Raw genomic sequence first — 18378 nt, 5'->3', positions numbered from 1 at the left:
TTTGCTAAGAATTTTTACTGCGGGTTAAATTTATTTTACTTTTTGATTCATACTAATTTCCATCTCAACAATCACGAAAATTTCTCGCCTAAATCAGCTAACTTTTTCTTCGCCAACTCCCGCACCTGCTCATCTGGGTCATTGGTGGCGCGATCGCGTAACAATGGTAATGTCTGTAGATAGTGGGGATATTGTTCGGTAATGGCTTCTAGTGCGACTTGGCGGGGATTATCTTGAAAACTATATTCCCGCGTAAAGGGGTCGTTAACAGCACAGTTATAAAATAATTCAAATAAATCAAGTTGGTCTTGAAAACCCCTGGCTAACTCCTGTACAGCCACTTGTCGGACATTCGATGATTTATCAACAATGGCGCGTTTCTTGAGAATTACCAGCGTCTCAGGGTCATTTTTGAATCTTCTAGCTAATTCTTGCAAAGCAGCTTGACGGACATCTGCATATTTATCTGCTGTCGCGTGTTTTTTTAAAATTGGGAGAATATCAGGGTCATTGGTGAAATTTTTGGCGAGTTTTTGCAATGCTGTGCGGCGGACATATTCATTTTCATCGGTGGTGGCGCTTTGTTTGAGAATGAGTAAAGTATCGGGATGATTTGTGAACCCTCTCGCTAATTCTTGCACAGCCGCACGCCGGACATCAGAATATTGATCTGCGATCGCTCTTTGTTGCAAAATCAACAGTGTTTCGGCATCATCTTTAAATCCCCTGGCTAATTCCTGCACAGCCGCACGTCTGACATACTGGTCATTATCCGCCGTCGTACGCTGTTTGAGCCAAGGTAAAATTTCCGGTTCATCTTTAAACCCCCGCGCCAATTCTTCAACGGCTGTTTGACGCACTCCAGAATATTGATCAGTTATGGCGCATTGTTGGAGGATGGAGAAAGTATCAGCATCGTCTTTGAAACTTCTGGCTAATTCTTGCACAGCCGCTTGGCGGACATATTCATTCTCATCATGAATGGCGCGTTGCTTGAGTATCGAGAGAGTATCAGCATCGTCTTTGAAACTTCTAGCTAATTCTTGCACAGCCGCTTGGCGCACAGTCCAGTCATCATCTGTGGTGCATTGTTTTAACCAAGGTAAAGTTGCTAAATCATCTTTAAACCCCCGTGCTAACTCTTGCACAGCTACTTGGCGCACCGTTCCAGAATTATCGGCTGTCACACGCTGTTTGAGCCAGTGTAAGATATCGGGTTTGTCTTTAAAACCCCTGGCTAATTCCTGTACAGCCGCTTGACGCACATATTCATTTTCATCGCTGGTGGCGCGTGTTTGCAGCAGTGGGAGAATTTCTAAATCATCTTTGAAATTCCGTGCGAGTTCTTGCAATGCTACTTGTCTGACTGTCCAATCATTATCTGCGATCGCCCGTTGTTTTAACCATACCAAAGTATCAACATGATCTCGAAAACTTCTCGCTAATTCTTGGACAGAAGTCCGGCGGACATCTTCATGTTCATCAGCATTAGCCAGTTGTTTCAACCAAACTAAAGTATCAGCATCATCTTTCCAAGTTGTCGCCACAGATGTCACTGCTTTAGTCCGAATTTCTTGGACTAATTTTGTTTCTTCCTCATCTCGATAAGGTTGATAATAATAACCAAGGTCATATTTCGTTAAATCTTTCAGCCGATTTAATAATTTATTCGCCGTTGTTGTGACTAACAAGCGATTCCGTACCTCTGCAAGACATTTAGCCGCTAAAAACAAATTAATAAACTTTTCCCCTTCTCCATCTTGCGCCATTAAATATTCGAGAATTTCGCACACAAACCTCGGCTCAATCATTCCCACAATCAATCGCAAAACTTCATGCCAAGTTTCATAACGCCAATGTTTACCAAACACCTCATTATTTAATTCTTTAATTGACAGTGTTTGTGTTTCCTTAAACTGCCAGACAAACTCCCAAGCACAAAAATATTCTAAAAAAGTCCGATGGACAAAAGCATAATAATCTGCACCTAAAAAACACAACATAAAATTGCGAGTCCGTAATTGGTTAATCATCACCCGCGCCACTTTAGTTGGGTTTTCAAATTCAATATTTTTTAAATAGCGAATCAAAATCTTTTCTAAATCATGCACACTAATTAAATTGCCAGTCAACCCTTTAGCACTAGTTTGCATGTGATAAGCAACTTGACGCAACATCGCCTGCTTATCTTTATAGTCAATCGTTTTCGGATCTAAGCGTGAATCTTCTACTAAAGCGCGTTCCACATCCCATTGATGCAGCAATACTCGTGATGCTTGCTCATAAAGTGTGGCGCGATCGCGGGGCAATTCTTGGTTACGATTGAGAATGGCCATCATCGTTAACAATAGCGGATTTCCTGCCAATTCAGCAATCGATTTTGAAGTATCAATCGCTCTTTGTAACCGTTCCCGTTTCCGTAACTTATCTTCTTCATCATGAAAAGTTAATTCATGCCAGCGATAGATAAAATCTTGAATTTGTTCTGACTCCAAATCTTGCAACATAAAATGGCGAAATTCCGCATCTCGTAACCGTTGCGGTTTATAGCCAATTACCCGCGAAGTTACAATTACTCGCACATTGGGGTAGACATTCGTAAACCGATGAATATCTGTAATTACATCTTCACGCTTTCCCAACTCAAAAACTTCATCTAAACCATCAAACATCACCAAAGCATTTCCCGCTTTTAAATGTTCGTGGAGTTGATTTTGATTCAGATGATGAACTATACCACTACATTTATGAAAAAACTCTAAGAAATTACTACACTCATTATTCTCACGTCTTCTAATATAAGTGCGTAACTCAATTAATAAAGGGATAGGTTGAAAAACAATATTGTTTAGCGGTGTTTCCGCCCAATTCAACGCTAAAAATTGCAATAATGTCGATTTACCAGAACCTGGATCACCTAAAATAACTATATATTTATAAACAGGATTATTAATAATATCTAATACAGAAACAATTGGTTGCTCAAAATACACTCGGCGGTAGCCTTCTAACTCTTCTAGTAAAATTTCCGCTTCTATTTGATTGCTATCTCGCTGCTTTTTGAGATGTTCTTTAGGTAATTCATGTACTTGGGGTAAAACTTGATGCACTTCCCGCACATTCTGAGCAATAAACATCCGCCATAACTTCAATTCGTTATAAGCATATCCAGTGGTATCTAAACTATCTAACTTCAGATTTCCGTAACGCTCACATAGTCCTTCTTGATACTTCTGTAAATCAAAATCTGTCGGAATACCAGATATATCTTGCAGACTTTTAGTTATTTCTTCTAAATTTTGACTATCTAAAAGAGAGCGTAACTTATCTGACTCACGAATAATCGCCTTAACTTTTTTGATATATCTTTTAGTGAGTCTTTCCCATTCAAAATCCTGGGGTAAACTTGGTAAATTCATTTCATACCAAGTACGAAAAAGTACTTGAGCATCTAGAGAGTGACATTCTGCTTGAAAAGGATAACCGAGAATCTCTCTAATAAAGTGGCTACTAATAAACTCTTTTAAAGTTTTAGTATATTGTTGCAGTGCTAGTTCTTCGATATCTACATCTTCTAATTCCTGCTGGATTAATTCTAAAAATTCCTTTAAGGCTTTGCCAGCAATAATTTCGATTTCTTCCTTTTTAAGTTGCTGTAAAATGTTCTTCGGGATACACTTTAATATATCCTTAGCCCAGTCCTTGACTACATCTTTGGCTAATTCCTCAAAAATCGGTTTAAAAGCAAACCCGACAGCTTGAGTTACGCCCCAAACAGCCAACCAATCTATTATCATAATCGCATTTACCCAAGTTTAAACTTACAGGATTTCCAACCGTTTCAGGAGTGAACTAAGGCAGGTAAAAGATTATGAGCATTTTTCTCTAAAAAGTACTTTATATTTAATTGTAACCAATTATTTTTCTTTAGATAATATATAAATAATTTTCTTGATGAGATTAATTTCAAGGTAATATATGAATTTTTATACTATGTATAGATTAGATTTTCAATTATTAGTAATAACCGTAAATAAGTCAATTTACCTGAGCAGCTAATAATACCAATTTGCAATTCGCAATAGATTTGTGTAGGTTGGGTGGAGGAACGGAACCCAACATTTACGCATACTTTGTTGGGTTACGCTATCGCTACACCCAACCTACTATTCTCTTAACTGAACCGTATTGGTATATAGAGAATTTGCGTTGTATATTTTTACAGTTAAAAGGAGCCAGAAAAATTTTCTGACTCCTTTATGTTTCGGATTTCGTGAGTATATTAAGTATGTTTAGCATTTCCAGTTTTATCTGATGCCGATGTGAATTAATTTATTCTCTACTTGGCATTTCAGCTTCCTGAATTGCTTGCTCTAGAAAAATTTTGGCATCTTCTATTTGCCCAGCTTCGATGCAACCATGAATAATTTTGCACCATTCAATTAAAACTGCCAGCTTTTTTGTGTGAGTTTCAGGAATCAATGATTTTGAAATTGTGGAGTAAAGGCGTAAGTTCTGCATTTGAAGACCTCCTTAAGAATTTACCTATATCTCCATATTTCCCAAATCCATCTCTTTATTTACTTACACTTAAGATAGATATATTAAAATACTTAAGGCTTTTTTAAGTATTGCAATGATCCTCATTCTCCGGTGCGATCGCACTTCTGTTTCACTACAATCAGCGTATAAATACATACACTGAGAAAACAGAACCCGACTGTAAAACACCAGCATTCCACCTCAGAACCAGAATATTCTCATTTAAAAGCACATCCCTGCACCTGTGCGTGAGATAAAATCATGAAATTTAATTGTCATTTTCTAATCTTCGAGTAATTGCTTCAATTCATCTAGATTCTGAGCAATGAGGATAGAACGTTGAATTGCCTTGAGTTCTTCAATATCAGATATTTGAGAGATTTTTGACATGAAATTCAATCCTTCATTGCCAAATTTGACTTCTAGAGTTAATTCAATGCTGGATAACCTATCTTCTCGCATAATTTCTTGATACCAGGGTGAAGAACGTAATACTGTCATATCCCACCTCATAATTTGTTGGACTAAAGCACTATCTATGACAAACGTAGCAAAAAACGCCAAGACAGTTTCGAGTTGATTTAATTGTTCATCTCTTTGCAATAAACGCAATGCTTCTCGAATTGTAGACTCGTTTCCACCACCTTGAAGAATTGGCACAAATGGAAGTAACGAGGGTAAAGGTTGTTCAAAGGCAATGCTAAGTAAACACGCAAAATTAATTACAGTCATTGCGAGCGAAGCGAAGCAATCCCAGCCCTTGCGATTGCTTCATTTCGCTTCGCTCCATTCGCAATGACTTTGTGTAATTAATTATGTTTAACTACTTAACATCTACTTCCCAGAGGTTAATAACGCGGTAGTCTTGGCGCACTTGTAACCCAGCAATATTAGACTCATACTTTGTGGGTATTTCTACATCACTCGTTTTAAGAATATTGATTAGTACAGGATAAGTAGGTAATTTATATTTTTCCTCTGCTAACCCTGCATACGCCCGCATCCTTCGTGGCATTTCAGGATTGTAGCGCAATTGCAATTCATTGAGGACGAGAAATTTTCCATACTCTTGACTTTCGACGCGGATGAGTACATCACTTTCTCTACTAATCCACTGAAATTCAGAGTTGAGGATTTCCCCAGCAATGATATCAGGAATTTGTGTTACCCATTTGACCCAATTATTAGGTGCAAGGCTAATTAAGCGTTTGGTGCTGATATCGGCTGGTTTTGGCATAGAAATAACGGATACGCTCTAAATGTGAAAGTTATGATACTGGATTTAGTTGAGTAATGTTTTGATAGATTGCTGATAAATCTACAATTTAAGTGAAAAAATCGCCTTCATAACAGCATCATTCCAGTTCGGAACACAAAACTTCAAGTGCAGAACACGAAACTTCGAGTGTAGAACATGAACATTCTCGTTGAGAACAGAAACATTCGAGTTCGGAACCTGAAATTTTAAGTTCAGAACATGAACGTTCTCGTTTGGAACATGAAACTTCGAGTTCAGAACATGGAACTTGGAGATAAAAGCTTGATTGATTAGGTTGAGAACTTGAATTTTACTGTTGTGAGTTGAGGCGATCTCGAAGATTTGATAGATTTTCACGACACTTGATAGTGCGGGAATGACTTACCCCTAATCGTTGCTCAAAAATCTCCAAAGCTTGCAAATACAACGGTTCAGCTTCGGTGTAACGTCCTTGTAAGTAGTAGAGTAACGCTAGGTTGTTGAGGCTAGAGGCAACATCTGGATGTTCTTCTCCCAGCAGTTGACAGCTAAGTGCCAATGCTTGGATTAAAAGGGGTTCCGCTTCGCTGTATCTGCCTTGGGAACGGTAGAATGCCCCTAGGTTGTTGAGGCTAGTAGCGACAAATGGATGTTCTTCTCCCAGCAGCTTGCGCCAGAGTGCCAATGCTTGGATTAAAAGAGGTTCGGCTTTGCTGTATCTGTCTTGGGAGTTGTAGAGAAACGCTAGGTTGTTGAGGCTAAGTGCGACATCTTGATGTTCTTCTCCGAGTGAATTACGCTTGAGTGCCAATGCTTGGATGTAAAGGGGTTCGGCTTCGTTATATCTGCCTTGGGAGTTGTAGAGAAACGCTAGGTTGTTGAGGCTACGTGCGACAGATGGATGTTCTTCTCCCAACAGCTTGCGGTAGAGTGCCAATGCTTGAATTAAAAAGGGTTCTGCTTCGCTGTATCTGCCTTGGGAGTTGTAAAGTACCCCTAGGTTGTTGAGGCTAATTGCGACAGATGGATGTTCTTCTCCCAGCATTTTGCGCCTGAGTGCCAATGCTTGAATGTAAAGGGGTTCGGCTTCGCTGTATCTGCCTTGAGATAAGTACAATGCCGCTAGGTTGTTGAGGCTACGTGCGACATCTGGATGTTCTTCTCCCAGCAGCTTGCAGTAGAGTGCTAAAGCTTGGATGTACAAGGGTTCTGCTTCGCTGTATCTGCCTTGATATATGTAGAGTCCCGCTAGGTTGTTGAGGCTAGTAGCGACATCTGGATGTTCTTCTCCCAGCAGTTTGCGCCTGAGTGCCAAAGCTTGAATTAAAAAGGGTTCTGCTTCGCTGTATCTGCCCTGGGAGTTGTAGAGTAATGCTAGGTTGTTGAGGCTTTCTGCAACAAATGGGTGTTCCTCTCCTAAACGTTTTTTGGCAACTTCTAGACATTGCCTATACCAAGGTAAAGCCTGGTTATATAACCCCTGACCATTGTAAAAATAGGCTTCACCGACAAATGGTGAAATTAAATTATCATCGCTAACGTATTGAATGAGATGATTCGCTACTTCTGCTATGTGAGGTATGGCGGGGGATAAGGCGGCGATTTGCTCAAGGATGGGAATTTCAGGAATATCTTTAGCAACCCCTACCATTACCCCACAAAAACTTTGCTTAAATTCCTCTTTCTGCTCTAAACCTTCGAGCTTATCTTGAAAAAACTCCCGCAATAGGGGATGCAGTTGATAAGTTCCATCACTTTTGGGCTGAACTAGATGTAACTGTAACAACTCACGTCTAGCTTGTTTCCAATTTTGCTCCTCATTATTTATTGTGATTCTCTCCACCAACTCCCAAGGAATGGGGGCTAAAGCAAATAAACTCAAAACACAGCCTAAATATTGAGCATTTTCTCGCAAACGCCGCCAACTCAACTCAAAAGCCGCAGCAACACCCAATTCAGTCTTCATTTCTTGTGGAACTTCGACTAAAGCCGGATTTTTCAGACGCTCTTTTTCCAAGTCTTGCAGCATATCCGCTAAGGATAACTCCTCATCACCCAACAAATAACGCCCGACTAATTCCAAACCCAGTGGTAAATATCCCAACCACTTACAAAGTTTTCTCGCAACTAAAGGCTCATGTTGCAGTCGTTCCCTACCAATTATCGATTTTAATAACTGCATCGCCTCTAGTGGTGTCAGCACATCTAAATCTAAACGCACTATCGGCGACTGTAATTTTTCCCGCGTGGTAATTAACTGCTTAAACCGCGAAGGAATAGAATCTAAATAAAACCTAACTTCATCTCGATAGTTAATGACGTTATCAATTACCAGTAAAACCTCACCTTCAGGCCATTTTGTCAGACAAAATTGCACTCTCCCAACTAAATCTAAATCATCTGGGGGTTTTAATTGCAGCTTATTAGTAGCAAACTGCACCAGTTGTAACCCCACATCCTGCACTGCGGATAACCAACAAATCCCGCCTTGATAAGTAGTGCGATGAGAATGAGCGTATTGCAAAGCAAGTTCTGTCTTCCCGACTCCGCCCATCCCCGCAATAGCTACCTGTTGATTCTTTTTCAATAACTGATGGAGTTCTTGCAATTTCGCTTCACGTCCGACAAACTTTTCCCTAGGTAAAGCCAGGGGAATATTATGATGAATCTCTTTTGTTGGTGAAGTATTGGGAACACCGTTATATTTTTTTGTCAGGTAAGCTTTTAATATTTCCAGCTTTCCGCGTTTAGAGGTGACTAACTCAGGACAACTCTGAGCGAATTTCTTATACACCTGCCCCATGCGCTTTGTGAAGGCTTCCTCACCAATATCAATATCGCTTGCTAGTTTTGCTTCACCTTTATCTGTGTTTTCAACTTTCAACCGAACTAAAAAAGCTTTTGTTTGCTCTGGGGATAACTCATGAGTAATAGCTTCTTGTCGTAAAAACTCATCCCATTGCATAGCCAGCCTGACAAAATTTTGCTTGATTCTACTTATGTTACACCTTGCTTCTACTTTGTCTCTATTTATCAGGAATCTCCGGCTTTAAAGGCAGAAATACTATGAAAACAGTAAAATTCACTGAGGTTCGCGCCATGAATACTTCTTTATCAACTTCCACTAACCCCCAAGCTTCTAACCAAACTTCACAGTTAATTCCAGTATCTTCCTCAACAATGGAAAATCCCTCTGCTTGGATACGTGACGGCTACAGTCCTACAGAAATCCTTCTTGCAGCAGCATTTTTAACTTCTTTATTGATGGGAGGAACTGCGACTTTGATTATGGCAATAACTGGATTAGTCAAAACTTTAGCACCAACAATCCACCAAACTAAATCCAGTTCAAGCAAAGCTAAAAACTAAACTTAGCACAGAGAAAAGAAACCCAACATTATCCAGACTTTGTTGGGTTACGAGATCGCTCCACCCAACCTACTTTTCTAATCTTGTAATGGCAACACAGTAATTAATTCAGAAAATCGCGCAAAATCATTTGTGTTGTGGGTAAGTAACTGAGGAATGCCGTAAACTAACATCGTGGCGACAATGTTGGCATCATAAACTTGTCTGCCACCAATAGCAATTTCAGTCATCAAAGATAAAAGCTGTTCTGTAACTTCAGGTGTATCCTCAACTACGCGAAATTGAGTTTGAAAAAATCTAACACGCTCAATTACTATGGCAACAGGTCGAGGATTTACGAATGCTTGTGGACGAGTCAGAACCATCAAAAATTCTCGCAAAACTTGGCGACTAATCCATAACTCAATTCCTGTATCATAGAAATTTTGAATTTTCTGTATTGCTGCTTGGTGAAAGGGAGACTCGGCAACATTCGCATAAACTAAGATATTTGTGTCTAAAAAAACAGAGTTAGCGTCCCCAGTCACCATACATATCCTCACGGCTTAAAGAAATATTTTCAGGCCAAGAACCGTAATTATCTACTGGAAAATTGAGAGGAAGACGTTTTTGTTTGCTTTCTAATTTCTTGACTAAGGGTTGTTCATCAATTACTATTACTACTTGATGTTCACCCTCTGGAATATCTAGCGGTAATTGGGCTGTCATCTTACCATCTTTAGTAACTGTGACAATTGTTTCTATACTTTTCATCTTGTTCTTCCTTAATCCATTACAGCTAACACAGCTTTGGGTAATAACTTATCTTTAAACCACACAATTCTCGCAGGGACATCATTTAATTTCACCCCAGCTTTTTCTAAATTCAGCCGTTCGGAAATTGCCAAAATCAAATTATCACAACCTGCACGCCGCACCTGAGAAAATTTCTTTTGTAAATATTCTGGTCGCCAATAACCGACAATTTCTAATAGAAATTCTCTGCCATCAGGATGCACTAGGCGAAAATCGGGAATCATCACGCTACCAGGAATGGGAATTAAATCAACTTCTCGCTCTAATACCCAGTCAGTTTTTAAAGCATCCCATTTATCAGCAAAGGAGGCTTCTAGCATACTATCGTAAGGCTTACCTTTAGAATAATGCGATACTAAACCACATTCAGAATTGAGGGTAAATCTGCCAGTTTTCCAAGTATCTGTGTAAACATCACGGGTTTGTAATGTTGCTGACAGACTCCATTTGGTGACATGCAGTAAAGCCGGAATTAATTTAGCGATCGCCAGCCCATATCGTGTACTAGGATTAAATAAACTCGTCGGCCCATCCACTGTAATTGTAAAGCCGTGGTCAGCATCACCTTCTATATAAGCCATGAGTTGAAATAATTTTAAATAGCGAAATAATAGCTTATATTCTCCCGGTACATTGCGATGAGCATTTAACACTAATTGACTCGCTTTATAAAAAATTCCCTGCACCTGGGACAAGTTATATCTATTTAAAATATCTACAGGCGAAGGTGTATCAAATTGGGTCAAAATTTTATTTTCTGATAAGTCAGCATACAAACCAGTCCGCACCTGTTCTAACAAAACTTCTCGCTCTAATTCCTGACTTAATTCATCAGCAATTTTGCTTAAAGTTGCTTGGGTTGATTCTCGGCTGGCTACAGATTTTGCCGCCAAAGCAAACACTCTTTCTCTTAACATTGGCGGTTCTAAAGGACTAACCACTTCAAAAGTACAAAAATTGCTTTTGATAATATAAGCTAATCCCCGCTTGACACGATAATCTGTCGCATCACCTTCTAAATCTAAAAGCTGCTTTTCTAACTCCCCTTGAGTTTTTCCCTGTGCTGCTTGAAAACAAGCAATTAATTCATTAGTCAACGCCAAATGTTTATCATCAATCTTCAGCCTTTTCGGAATGATTTCTTCTCCGTTTAGGCGATGACTTAGTAACTCCGTTGGTAACATCTTCTGAATTTTGGATTTTAGATTTTGGATTTTGGATTGAATAATTAATTTCTAATTGTTCCGCCGCCTTTAAACTTTTTTCCTGACCACTTCCATAGATAACCTGTAAATTCCCTTTCTTTTCTTTCTTCCCTTCGCGCTCTACCCTTCGGGAAGTCGCTGACGCGTCTATGCGTCTTTGCGGTTCGTATTTCTCCTCACCCCGCCGCCGCGCCGAAGTCCCTTCCTCACTCGTATCTTCCGCGATTACCTCATACAAAATCGCCTGTTTATTCTCCACATTTCCCTTGCGTAAAATCCTCCCCAACCGTTGAATATATTCTCGCGTTGAACCTGTTCCCGACAGAATAATTGCCACTGAAGCAGCCGGGACATCAACACCTTCATTCAACACATGAGAAGCCACCAAAGTATTATATTCACCTTCGCGGAATTTAGTTAAGATTTCATGGCGTTCTTTGACTGGGGTTTGATGAGTAATTGCTGGAATTAATAAGTCTTGGGAAATTTTATAAACTGTCGCATTATCAGCCGTGAAAATTAACACTCGTTCAGGAAAATGAGTGGCTAATAAATCAGCTAAAATTCGCAACTTGCCATCAGTTCCTAAAGCAATTTCTTTGGCTTCACGATGTGCTAACATGGCTCTACGACCAACTTGCGATCGCGCACTCATCTGCACAAACATTTGCCAACCTTGAATACTCCCCAAAGAAATTTTAGATTGACGCAAAAAATCATTACGGGTTTGAATTAATTGATTGTATCTTTCCCGCTCAATTTGGGATAATTTCACCTTAATTTGGACAATTTCATGTTCGGCTAAGGCTTTCCCCGCCAAATCTTCGGCGCGTTTGCGATATACCTCTCGACCGATCAAAATATTTAAATCAGCGTGTTTCCCATCGGTGCGTTCTGGTGTGGCTGATAATCCTAACCGATAAGGTGCGATCGCATATTCGGCAATTACCTTGCTAAAATCTGTCGGGAGATGATGGCACTCATCAAAAATAATCAAAGCATATTTATTTCCCAAAGATTCAGCATGAATCGCCGCACTATCGTAAGTTGCTACTAATATCGCTGTCTTATCCCGCGAACCGCCGCCTAGTAACCCCACCTCCGCATCGGGAAATGCCGCAACTAAATGTGCATACCACTGGTGCATCAAATCCAAAGTCGGGACAACAATTAACGTAGTACGCGGTGTTGCTTGCATCGCCATCTGCGCCAGATAAGTTTTACCCGCCGCCGTTGGTAGCACTACTACACCTTGTCTTCCCGCCAACTTCCAAGCCGCTAAAGCTTCACTTTGGTGGGGGTAAGGTTCCATTTCCAAACTCGGAACCAATTCTATCGGGTAAAATTCCTTCGCCTCATCAATAAACTCTACTTCTTCCCCTTGTAGTGCTTCCACCACAGCCCGGTAACGCATCGCCGGAATGCGAAATTTTTCCACACGGTCATCCCATGTAGCATAATCCATCCAAGCTTTACCGCGTGGTGGTGGGTGCAGAATTAATGTACCGCGATCGAAGGTTAATTTGGAGATGCGAGCCATTCCGAATTGCTTGGGGATTGTCCTGTACTAAGTAACAATCCTACAGTTATTGAGCAAGTAATGGGTATGAGGGTGTACTTCGACTGCACTCAGTAACCAGAGTGTAAGAGCGTAGTATGCAAGATATGTGTATAAACATATCCCGCAAGGAACTTAAGTTCCTTGCTCACAGCAAAAGTCATCTAAAGATGACTCAATGTACCCTAAATTTTTGAGTCTACTTTAGTCGACTTGAGCTATTAGCCTTGAACTTGAGTTCAAGGCGGGTGACAAAGCCAACGGTGACGCTTTCTCCACACCCACACCCTGGTTACTGAGCGCAGTCGAAGTACACCCTCATACCCCTACACCCTAAATATCAGCATTAAATCTTCATCAACTTAGAGAGACTATGTTGTGTACCAGATTTCTTTGATCCTGATGAATTTAACGGCAAAACTTAACAGACAAACTAATCCTCAGAAACTTCTGGTGTCTCTTGTTGCAGTATGGCATGGCAATATTGAATTAAAGTAGTGAGGCGATCGCTCATGGTTTGAAGTCTGGTTTTTGCTGTGGCTGCCTGCCTTGCGCCTTGGAAAAATGTGATATCAATTTCCAATAAGCGCAATTGTTTACTGATTTCCGTTTGATAAGACAGTTCTTTGGAATCTGCTGTTGCTAAAGGCACAATCTCGCGTTGAAACAACTGCTGCAAATCAGCAACACGCTGTCGCAGTTGGGTTTTGTCAAATTCCCCAGCAGTGACATCAGACCGTAACTGCACTAATAACTTTGCTAGTGCTTGATATTTATCACAATTTAAAGACATCTAGTGCCATTTAAGATAGTATTAATGACAAGAATTTTTTCTTCTACAGTATATCTTCTTGAACCACTATCACTATCACAAGCCTCAAATCCCCTTTTGAGGCTTATTCGCCATCGTAGGTTTTTCCAAATGATGCTTGTTGAAAGCTAAAATGGAGGACTACCACAAGGCAAGAGACTCATCATCCTCACACTGCATTTACCGCCCCACCAGGGACACAGGATCACCATTAGTTGATGCTGTAAACTTCGTCCATCTTACTATTTACCGATCACCTTTTGTATGAGCGGCATAGCTACTAGTACTTCAATTGACGTTACACTTCCAGAATGGCTCAATAAATGTTTACGCGAGTCATCACCCAGAAGTGTCGAACCAGAAGACCGAAGACAGAATGATGCGTCGTTAATTTGTCGAGCATTTTCTTTTGCCTATCAACTCCATCATGGACAATTTCGCAAATCTGGAGAACCGTATATTTATCATCCCGTTGCTGTAGCTGGGCTGCTACGCGATTTAGGGGGTAGTCCTGCTATGATAGCAGCTGGATTTCTTCATGATGTAGTTGAAGATACAGATGTCACAATTGAAGAAATAGAAGAGCTATTTGGCTCAGAAGTACGGCGGTTAGTGGAAGGTGTAACCAAACTTTCTAAAATTAATTTCAAAAGTAAAACCGAAAGCCAAGCCGAAAATTTCCGCCGGATGTTTTTGTCAATGGCGCAAGATATTAGAGTAATTGTAGTCAAGTTAGCAGACCGTTTGCATAATATGCGAACTCTGCAATATATGTCAGAAGATAGCCGTCGTCGCAGCGCCCAAGAAACACGAGATATCTTTGCACCTCTAGCCAACCGTTTGGGTATTTGGCATATTAAGTGGGAACTGGAAGATTTAGCTTTTAAATATCTGGAACCGGAAGCTTTTCGCCAAATGCAGCAGCATGTTTCGGAAAAACGCACGGCGCGAGAAGAAAAATTAGCTAAAGCCACAGATATTTTACGAGAACGTTTACAACAAGCTGGAATTCGCTGTTTAGATATTAGTGGTCGTCCCAAACATTTATACAGCATTTATCAAAAAATGCAGCGACAGCAAAAGGAATTTCATGAAATTTATGATTTAGCGGCGCTACGAATTATTGTCGAAACTAACGAAGAATGTTATCGGGCTTTGGCGGTTGTTCATGATGCGTTTCGCCCCATTCCCGGCAGATTTAAAGATTATATCGGTTTACCTAAACCCAACCGTTACCAGTCTCTGCACACTGGGGTTATTGGTTTAACCGGTCGTCCTTTAGAAATTCAAATTCGCACTCTGGAAATGCACCATATCGCCGAATATGGTATTGCAGCCCATTGGAAGTACAAAGAAACAGGTGGTTCTAATAGTCCGTTGACGGCGGCTGATGAAAAGTTTACTTGGTTACGGCAATTATTAGAATGGCAAAGCGACCTGAAAGATGCCCAAGAATATTTAGATAGCGTTAAAGATAACTTATTTGAAGACGATGTTTATGTGTTCACGCCCAAGGGTGATGTTGTCTCGTTAAATCCTGGTTCTACTAGTATAGATTTTGCCTATCGCATTCATACAGAAGTTGGAAACCATTGTTCAGGTGCAAGGGTAAATGGGCGGATAGTACCTTTATCTACAAGGTTACAAAATGGCGATATTGTCGAAATTCTCACCCAAAAGAATGGTCATCCGAGTTTAGACTGGTTGAATTTTGTCAGAACTTCCACGGCAAAATATCGGATTAAGCAATGGTACAAGCGATCGCGCCGCGAAGAAAACGTCACCCGTGGGCGAGACTTGTTAGAAAAAGAACTCGGTAAAACTGGTTTTGATAATTTGCTAAAATCCGATGCAATGCAGACTGTTGCGGAAAAGTGCAACTATCACAGCGTCGAAGATTTACTCGCAGGTTTGGGTTACGGCGAAATTACCTTAAATTTAGTCCTAAATCGCTGGCGGGATGTGGTCAAGGCACAGCAACCTGCCACAATGGTAATACCACCATTTGTCCCCAAAGAATCATCAGCCAAAGCTTTACGGGATGTTCCCCACAGCAGTTCCCGCGCCAGCGATTCGCCGATTCTCGGTGTTGAGGGTTTGGTGTATCATCTGGCGGGGTGTTGTACACCAATTCCCGGAGAATCAATTATTGGCGTAGTGACACGCGGTCGGGGAATTTCTATCCATCGCCAAGGCTGTCACAATTTGGATAGTGTTGAAGGCGATCGCCTAGTGCCGGTAAAATGGAATTTGGCAGTAGAAAATAGTTCTCGCCCCCACACTTACCCAGTCAATATCCAAATTGAAGCCCTAGACCGTGTAGGCGTTTTAAAGGATATTTTATCGCGGTTAAGTGACCAAGGTATTAACGTCCGTCATGCCCAAGTTAAAACAGCCAGTGGACAACCAGCATTAATGGACTTAGGCATAGATATACGCGATCGCTCCCAACTTGAACAAGTCTTTGTCCAAATTAAAAAAATGAGCGACATCATCAATATTCGCCGCGTCGGTCAAGCAGAGGAGTAAATGTTTTGAGGTGACAGGTGATAGGTGACAGGTGATAGGTGACAGGTGATAGGTGACAGGTGACAGGTGATAGGTGACAGGAGTAGACAATATTTACTCAGCACTCCAAACCCAGCACTCAGCACTCAGCACTCAGCACTCAGCACTCAGCACTCAGCACTCAGCACTCAAAACTCAGCACTCAAAACTCAGCACTTTCCTGTAAAAACTTTCCAACCCAGCAACACAAGCCTGGTCATCAAATAATAAATGATGACGCTGGCTGATTTTTTCGGCAATGTGGTTTCGCCAAGTTGAGTCTAGTCCCAACTTAACGGCGATATCAATATATTCTGCTTCATTGGCGGCGATGGTTTCAGTCACTCCCAGCATTTTCAGAAAGCTATCTGAGTGACGACCACGCATAAATTCTCCTGGACAAGTGACAACAGGGAGATTACAAGCGATCGCTTCTAAGGTAGTATTACCACCAGACCAAGTAAAAGTATCCAAATAAACATCTGATAATAAATTAATCATCAGATAATCTAGGCGATCGGGAATATTTAAAAATACACAATAATCTTCACTGTTTAAACTTATCGCTGCAAAAGCACGTTGTAAACGCGACCGAAGTAAAGTTCCTCGCAAAAATACAAATTTAGCTTGCGGTATGCGACTGGCTATTTCTGCCAAAATAAAATCATACTGGGGTAAATACTTAAACGGTGCTTGGCAACATAAATAAATCACCGCATCATCTGAAAGGTGAAAATCTGAACGAGTTTTGATGATTGGCGGAATATAAGGTTTGGGGTAAGATACACCAATATTAGGTAAACGAATTAGTGTTTCCGAATAATGTTCTTGGGCATTTTCCGGTTCCATTAACTCACTTGATAAAAAATAATCAATTGTTGGTAAACCAGTTGTTACCGGATGTCCCCAAGCTACACACTGCACAGGCGCAAGTCTGAGTGCAGCAATTTGCATTGTTTGTGGGTTCATGCCAATTTCTGGAAACACTAAAATATGTAAATTATCAGCAATTACTTGTTCACAAACTCCCGGCAAGTTATAAGGAATATGGTGAAAAACATCACTATATTCTTGAAATTGTTCTGTAACTGGATCTGGGTCATTACCTGTATAGTAACAGTAAATTTCAAAGTCTTGATGATTACAATAACGTAGCCAACCAGTTAACCATAATGTGCCACTATAAGAATGTAAATAATGTGAAAGATAGCCAACGCGGATTTTTGGCTGTGGCTGGAGTTTTGGCATAGATAAAGGCGCAACCCATTGGGGATAGTTAGCCGCCATAATGTCATGCACTAACTGTCCATATTGACGTTGTAAATCTCGGTCATTTTGGGCTTGATAAGATAAATAAAAGTTAGTTAGACGACCTATACCATTGAAGGCATTAATTTTTTCTTCTGGAGTATTTAAGCTAGTGTTTTGAATTAAATCTTGTAAGCCTTGGGTGTAACGCTGACGATAAAATTCTATTTCATCTACATAATTATAAATGCTAGGTACTGTTAAATATTTCAGCAGTTTAAAAGTATAATCATCCGGCAAGCATATACAAGCATGTTCCGCACTAGCAATTGCTTCTTGTGTTCTACCATCACGCCGCAAGTCGATGATTAAAGAAAAATGCAAACTCCCTTCTGTGGGATAGAGTGCGATCGCCTGATGTAGTGTTGTATAATAAGCCTCATTTTGCTGAGAGCTTCTGTAACAATGAATTAAATTTCTGTAAATTTCTAAGTTATTGATTTGCAATCCTAGCAGTTTTTGATATTGTGCGATCGCTCCTTGCCAATATCCTATTTGAAATAATCTATTTGCTAAATCATAAATCAATTGCACTATTGATATAGTACTAAATTCATCAATTGCATATTCAGAAATATTAGTGATTGAGGCTGGATGAATGTTATCTAAAATAATTCGCGCATGAACTTGATGAGATATCATCTCCCATTGCTGAAAATCCGAACTATCAACTAGCGAAACTTCACAACCTGCACTAACATCAGCATCATCCGCCATCAGCAGATTCATCAATACACCAGACAATACTAAATTAGCAACATCTTCCGCAACATCGCTAATATCAATCATTAGATTTATCTGACTACTAGCAGGATGATTATTGACTGCATAAATTACCTTTTCTAAATCTTGATAAAGATTATCTTCTGCCTGTGACCAGTCAAGAAAAACAATTATATTAATATCGTTAGTATTTAGAAAATCTGAATCATTACTCAATTCTTCTGTGGTGCTAATCAAGTTATCTTCTCCTTCTTTTTAAACTAGAGTGAGTGCCTTAATACTA

12 protein-coding genes and 1 pseudogene are annotated in these 18378 nt (G+C 40.2%); 3 read left to right on the top strand and 10 right to left on the bottom strand.

The window, feature by feature from the left end; all coding sequences use genetic code 11:
• Window positions 1–71: 71 nt before the first annotated feature.
• The 4 genes and pseudogenes from H6G77_RS22020 to H6G77_RS22000 all read right to left on the bottom strand — a co-directional run bounded on the left by H6G77_RS22020 (window position 72) and on the right by H6G77_RS22000 (window position 8744).
• Window positions 72–3797 (bottom strand): HEAT repeat domain-containing protein, encoded by a 3726-nt coding sequence (locus H6G77_RS22020; protein ID WP_190872734.1) that lies wholly within the window; start codon window positions 3795–3797, stop codon window positions 72–74.
• 535 nt (window positions 3798–4332) lie between these two features.
• A complete protein-coding gene (locus H6G77_RS22015) occupies window positions 4333–4521 on the bottom strand; it encodes a hypothetical protein (protein ID WP_062295433.1) in 189 nt (62 codons plus the stop codon).
• Window positions 4522–4824: 303 nt separating this feature from the next.
• Window positions 4825–5779, bottom strand: a pseudogene (locus tag H6G77_RS36650) (Rpn family recombination-promoting nuclease/putative transposase).
• Window positions 5780–6110: 331 nt separating this feature from the next.
• Window positions 6111–8744 (bottom strand): tetratricopeptide repeat protein, encoded by a 2634-nt coding sequence (locus H6G77_RS22000; RefSeq protein ID WP_190588815.1) that lies wholly within the window; start codon window positions 8742–8744, stop codon window positions 6111–6113.
• Window positions 8745–8845: 101 nt separating this feature from the next.
• Here H6G77_RS22000 and H6G77_RS21995 point away from each other — a divergent pair, with 101 nt between their 5' ends.
• Complete coding sequence (locus tag H6G77_RS21995) at window positions 8846–9148, top strand: hypothetical protein (protein WP_242048283.1); 303 nt, start codon at window positions 8846–8848, stop codon at window positions 9146–9148.
• Between the two features lie 77 nt (window positions 9149–9225).
• On the opposite strand, the gene H6G77_RS21990 is transcribed toward H6G77_RS21995, so the two are convergent.
• The 5 genes from H6G77_RS21990 to patD all read right to left on the bottom strand — a co-directional run bounded on the left by H6G77_RS21990 (window position 9226) and on the right by patD (window position 13499).
• Window positions 9226–9678 (bottom strand): type II toxin-antitoxin system VapC family toxin, encoded by a 453-nt coding sequence (locus tag H6G77_RS21990; protein ID WP_190588814.1) that lies wholly within the window; start codon window positions 9676–9678, stop codon window positions 9226–9228.
• The gene (locus H6G77_RS21985) at window positions 9659–9901 is read right to left on the bottom strand and encodes a hypothetical protein (RefSeq protein ID WP_190588813.1); all 243 of its coding nucleotides are present in this window, start codon (window positions 9899–9901) and stop codon (window positions 9659–9661) included. The genes H6G77_RS21990 and H6G77_RS21985 overlap by 20 nt, the downstream gene beginning before the upstream one ends.
• An 11-nt stretch (window positions 9902–9912) precedes the next feature.
• Complete coding sequence (locus H6G77_RS21980; RefSeq protein ID WP_190588812.1) at window positions 9913–11127, bottom strand: DUF790 family protein; 1215 nt, start codon at window positions 11125–11127, stop codon at window positions 9913–9915.
• Window positions 11057–12688, bottom strand: coding sequence for a DEAD/DEAH box helicase family protein (locus H6G77_RS21975; protein ID WP_190872733.1), 1632 nt, complete (start codon window positions 12686–12688; stop codon window positions 11057–11059). Before H6G77_RS21975 ends, H6G77_RS21980 begins: the two co-directional genes overlap by 71 nt.
• A gap of 451 nt (window positions 12689–13139) precedes the next feature.
• On the bottom strand, window positions 13140–13499 hold the full coding sequence (gene patD, locus H6G77_RS21970) for a heterocyst frequency control protein PatD (protein ID WP_190588810.1): 360 nt from the start codon (window positions 13497–13499) through the stop codon (window positions 13140–13142).
• Window positions 13500–13781: 282 nt separating this feature from the next.
• On the opposite strand from patD, the gene H6G77_RS21965 reads away from it, so the two are divergent.
• Window positions 13782–16046: a bifunctional (p)ppGpp synthetase/guanosine-3',5'-bis(diphosphate) 3'-pyrophosphohydrolase gene (locus tag H6G77_RS21965; protein ID WP_190588809.1), complete on the top strand. Its 2265-nt coding sequence runs from the start codon at window positions 13782–13784 to the stop codon at window positions 16044–16046.
• 73 nt (window positions 16047–16119) lie between these two features.
• Window positions 16120–16251 carry a hypothetical protein gene (locus H6G77_RS36310; RefSeq protein ID WP_277880636.1) on the top strand — a complete coding sequence of 44 codons (132 nt, stop codon included), beginning with the start codon at window positions 16120–16122 and terminating at the stop codon, window positions 16249–16251.
• Here H6G77_RS36310 and H6G77_RS21960 read toward each other — a convergent pair.
• The gene (locus H6G77_RS21960; protein ID WP_242049282.1) at window positions 16221–18332 is read right to left on the bottom strand and encodes a glycosyl transferase family 1; all 2112 of its coding nucleotides are present in this window, start codon (window positions 18330–18332) and stop codon (window positions 16221–16223) included. The two genes, H6G77_RS36310 and H6G77_RS21960, sit on opposite strands and share 31 nt — an antisense overlap.
• Window positions 18333–18378 lie beyond the last annotated feature (46 nt).

The organism is Aulosira sp. FACHB-615 (assembly GCF_014698045.1).
GTDB lineage: Bacteria > Cyanobacteriota > Cyanobacteriia > Cyanobacteriales > Nostocaceae > Nostoc_B.
This window is presented reverse-complemented; position numbering and strand designations above follow the sequence as displayed.

Coding starts and splice junctions, on each gene's coding strand:
- patD (WP_190588810.1), bottom strand. CDS start 13,499: ATGTCTTTAAATTGTGATAAATATCAAGCACTAGCAAAGTTATTAGTG.
- H6G77_RS22015 (WP_062295433.1), bottom strand. CDS start 4,521: ATGCAGAACTTACGCCTTTACTCCACAATTTCAAAATCATTGATTCCT.
- H6G77_RS21985 (WP_190588813.1), bottom strand. CDS start 9,901: ATGAAAAGTATAGAAACAATTGTCACAGTTACTAAAGATGGTAAGATG.
- H6G77_RS21995 (WP_242048283.1), top strand. CDS start 8,846: ATGAAAACAGTAAAATTCACTGAGGTTCGCGCCATGAATACTTCTTTA.
- H6G77_RS21980 (WP_190588812.1), bottom strand. CDS start 11,127: ATGTTACCAACGGAGTTACTAAGTCATCGCCTAAACGGAGAAGAAATC.
- H6G77_RS22000 (WP_190588815.1), bottom strand. CDS start 8,744: ATGCAATGGGATGAGTTTTTACGACAAGAAGCTATTACTCATGAGTTA.
- H6G77_RS21990 (WP_190588814.1), bottom strand. CDS start 9,678: ATGGTGACTGGGGACGCTAACTCTGTTTTTTTAGACACAAATATCTTA.
- H6G77_RS21975 (WP_190872733.1), bottom strand. CDS start 12,688: ATGGCTCGCATCTCCAAATTAACCTTCGATCGCGGTACATTAATTCTG.
- H6G77_RS22020 (WP_190872734.1), bottom strand. CDS start 3,797: ATGATAATAGATTGGTTGGCTGTTTGGGGCGTAACTCAAGCTGTCGGG.
- H6G77_RS21965 (WP_190588809.1), top strand. CDS start 13,782: ATGAGCGGCATAGCTACTAGTACTTCAATTGACGTTACACTTCCAGAA.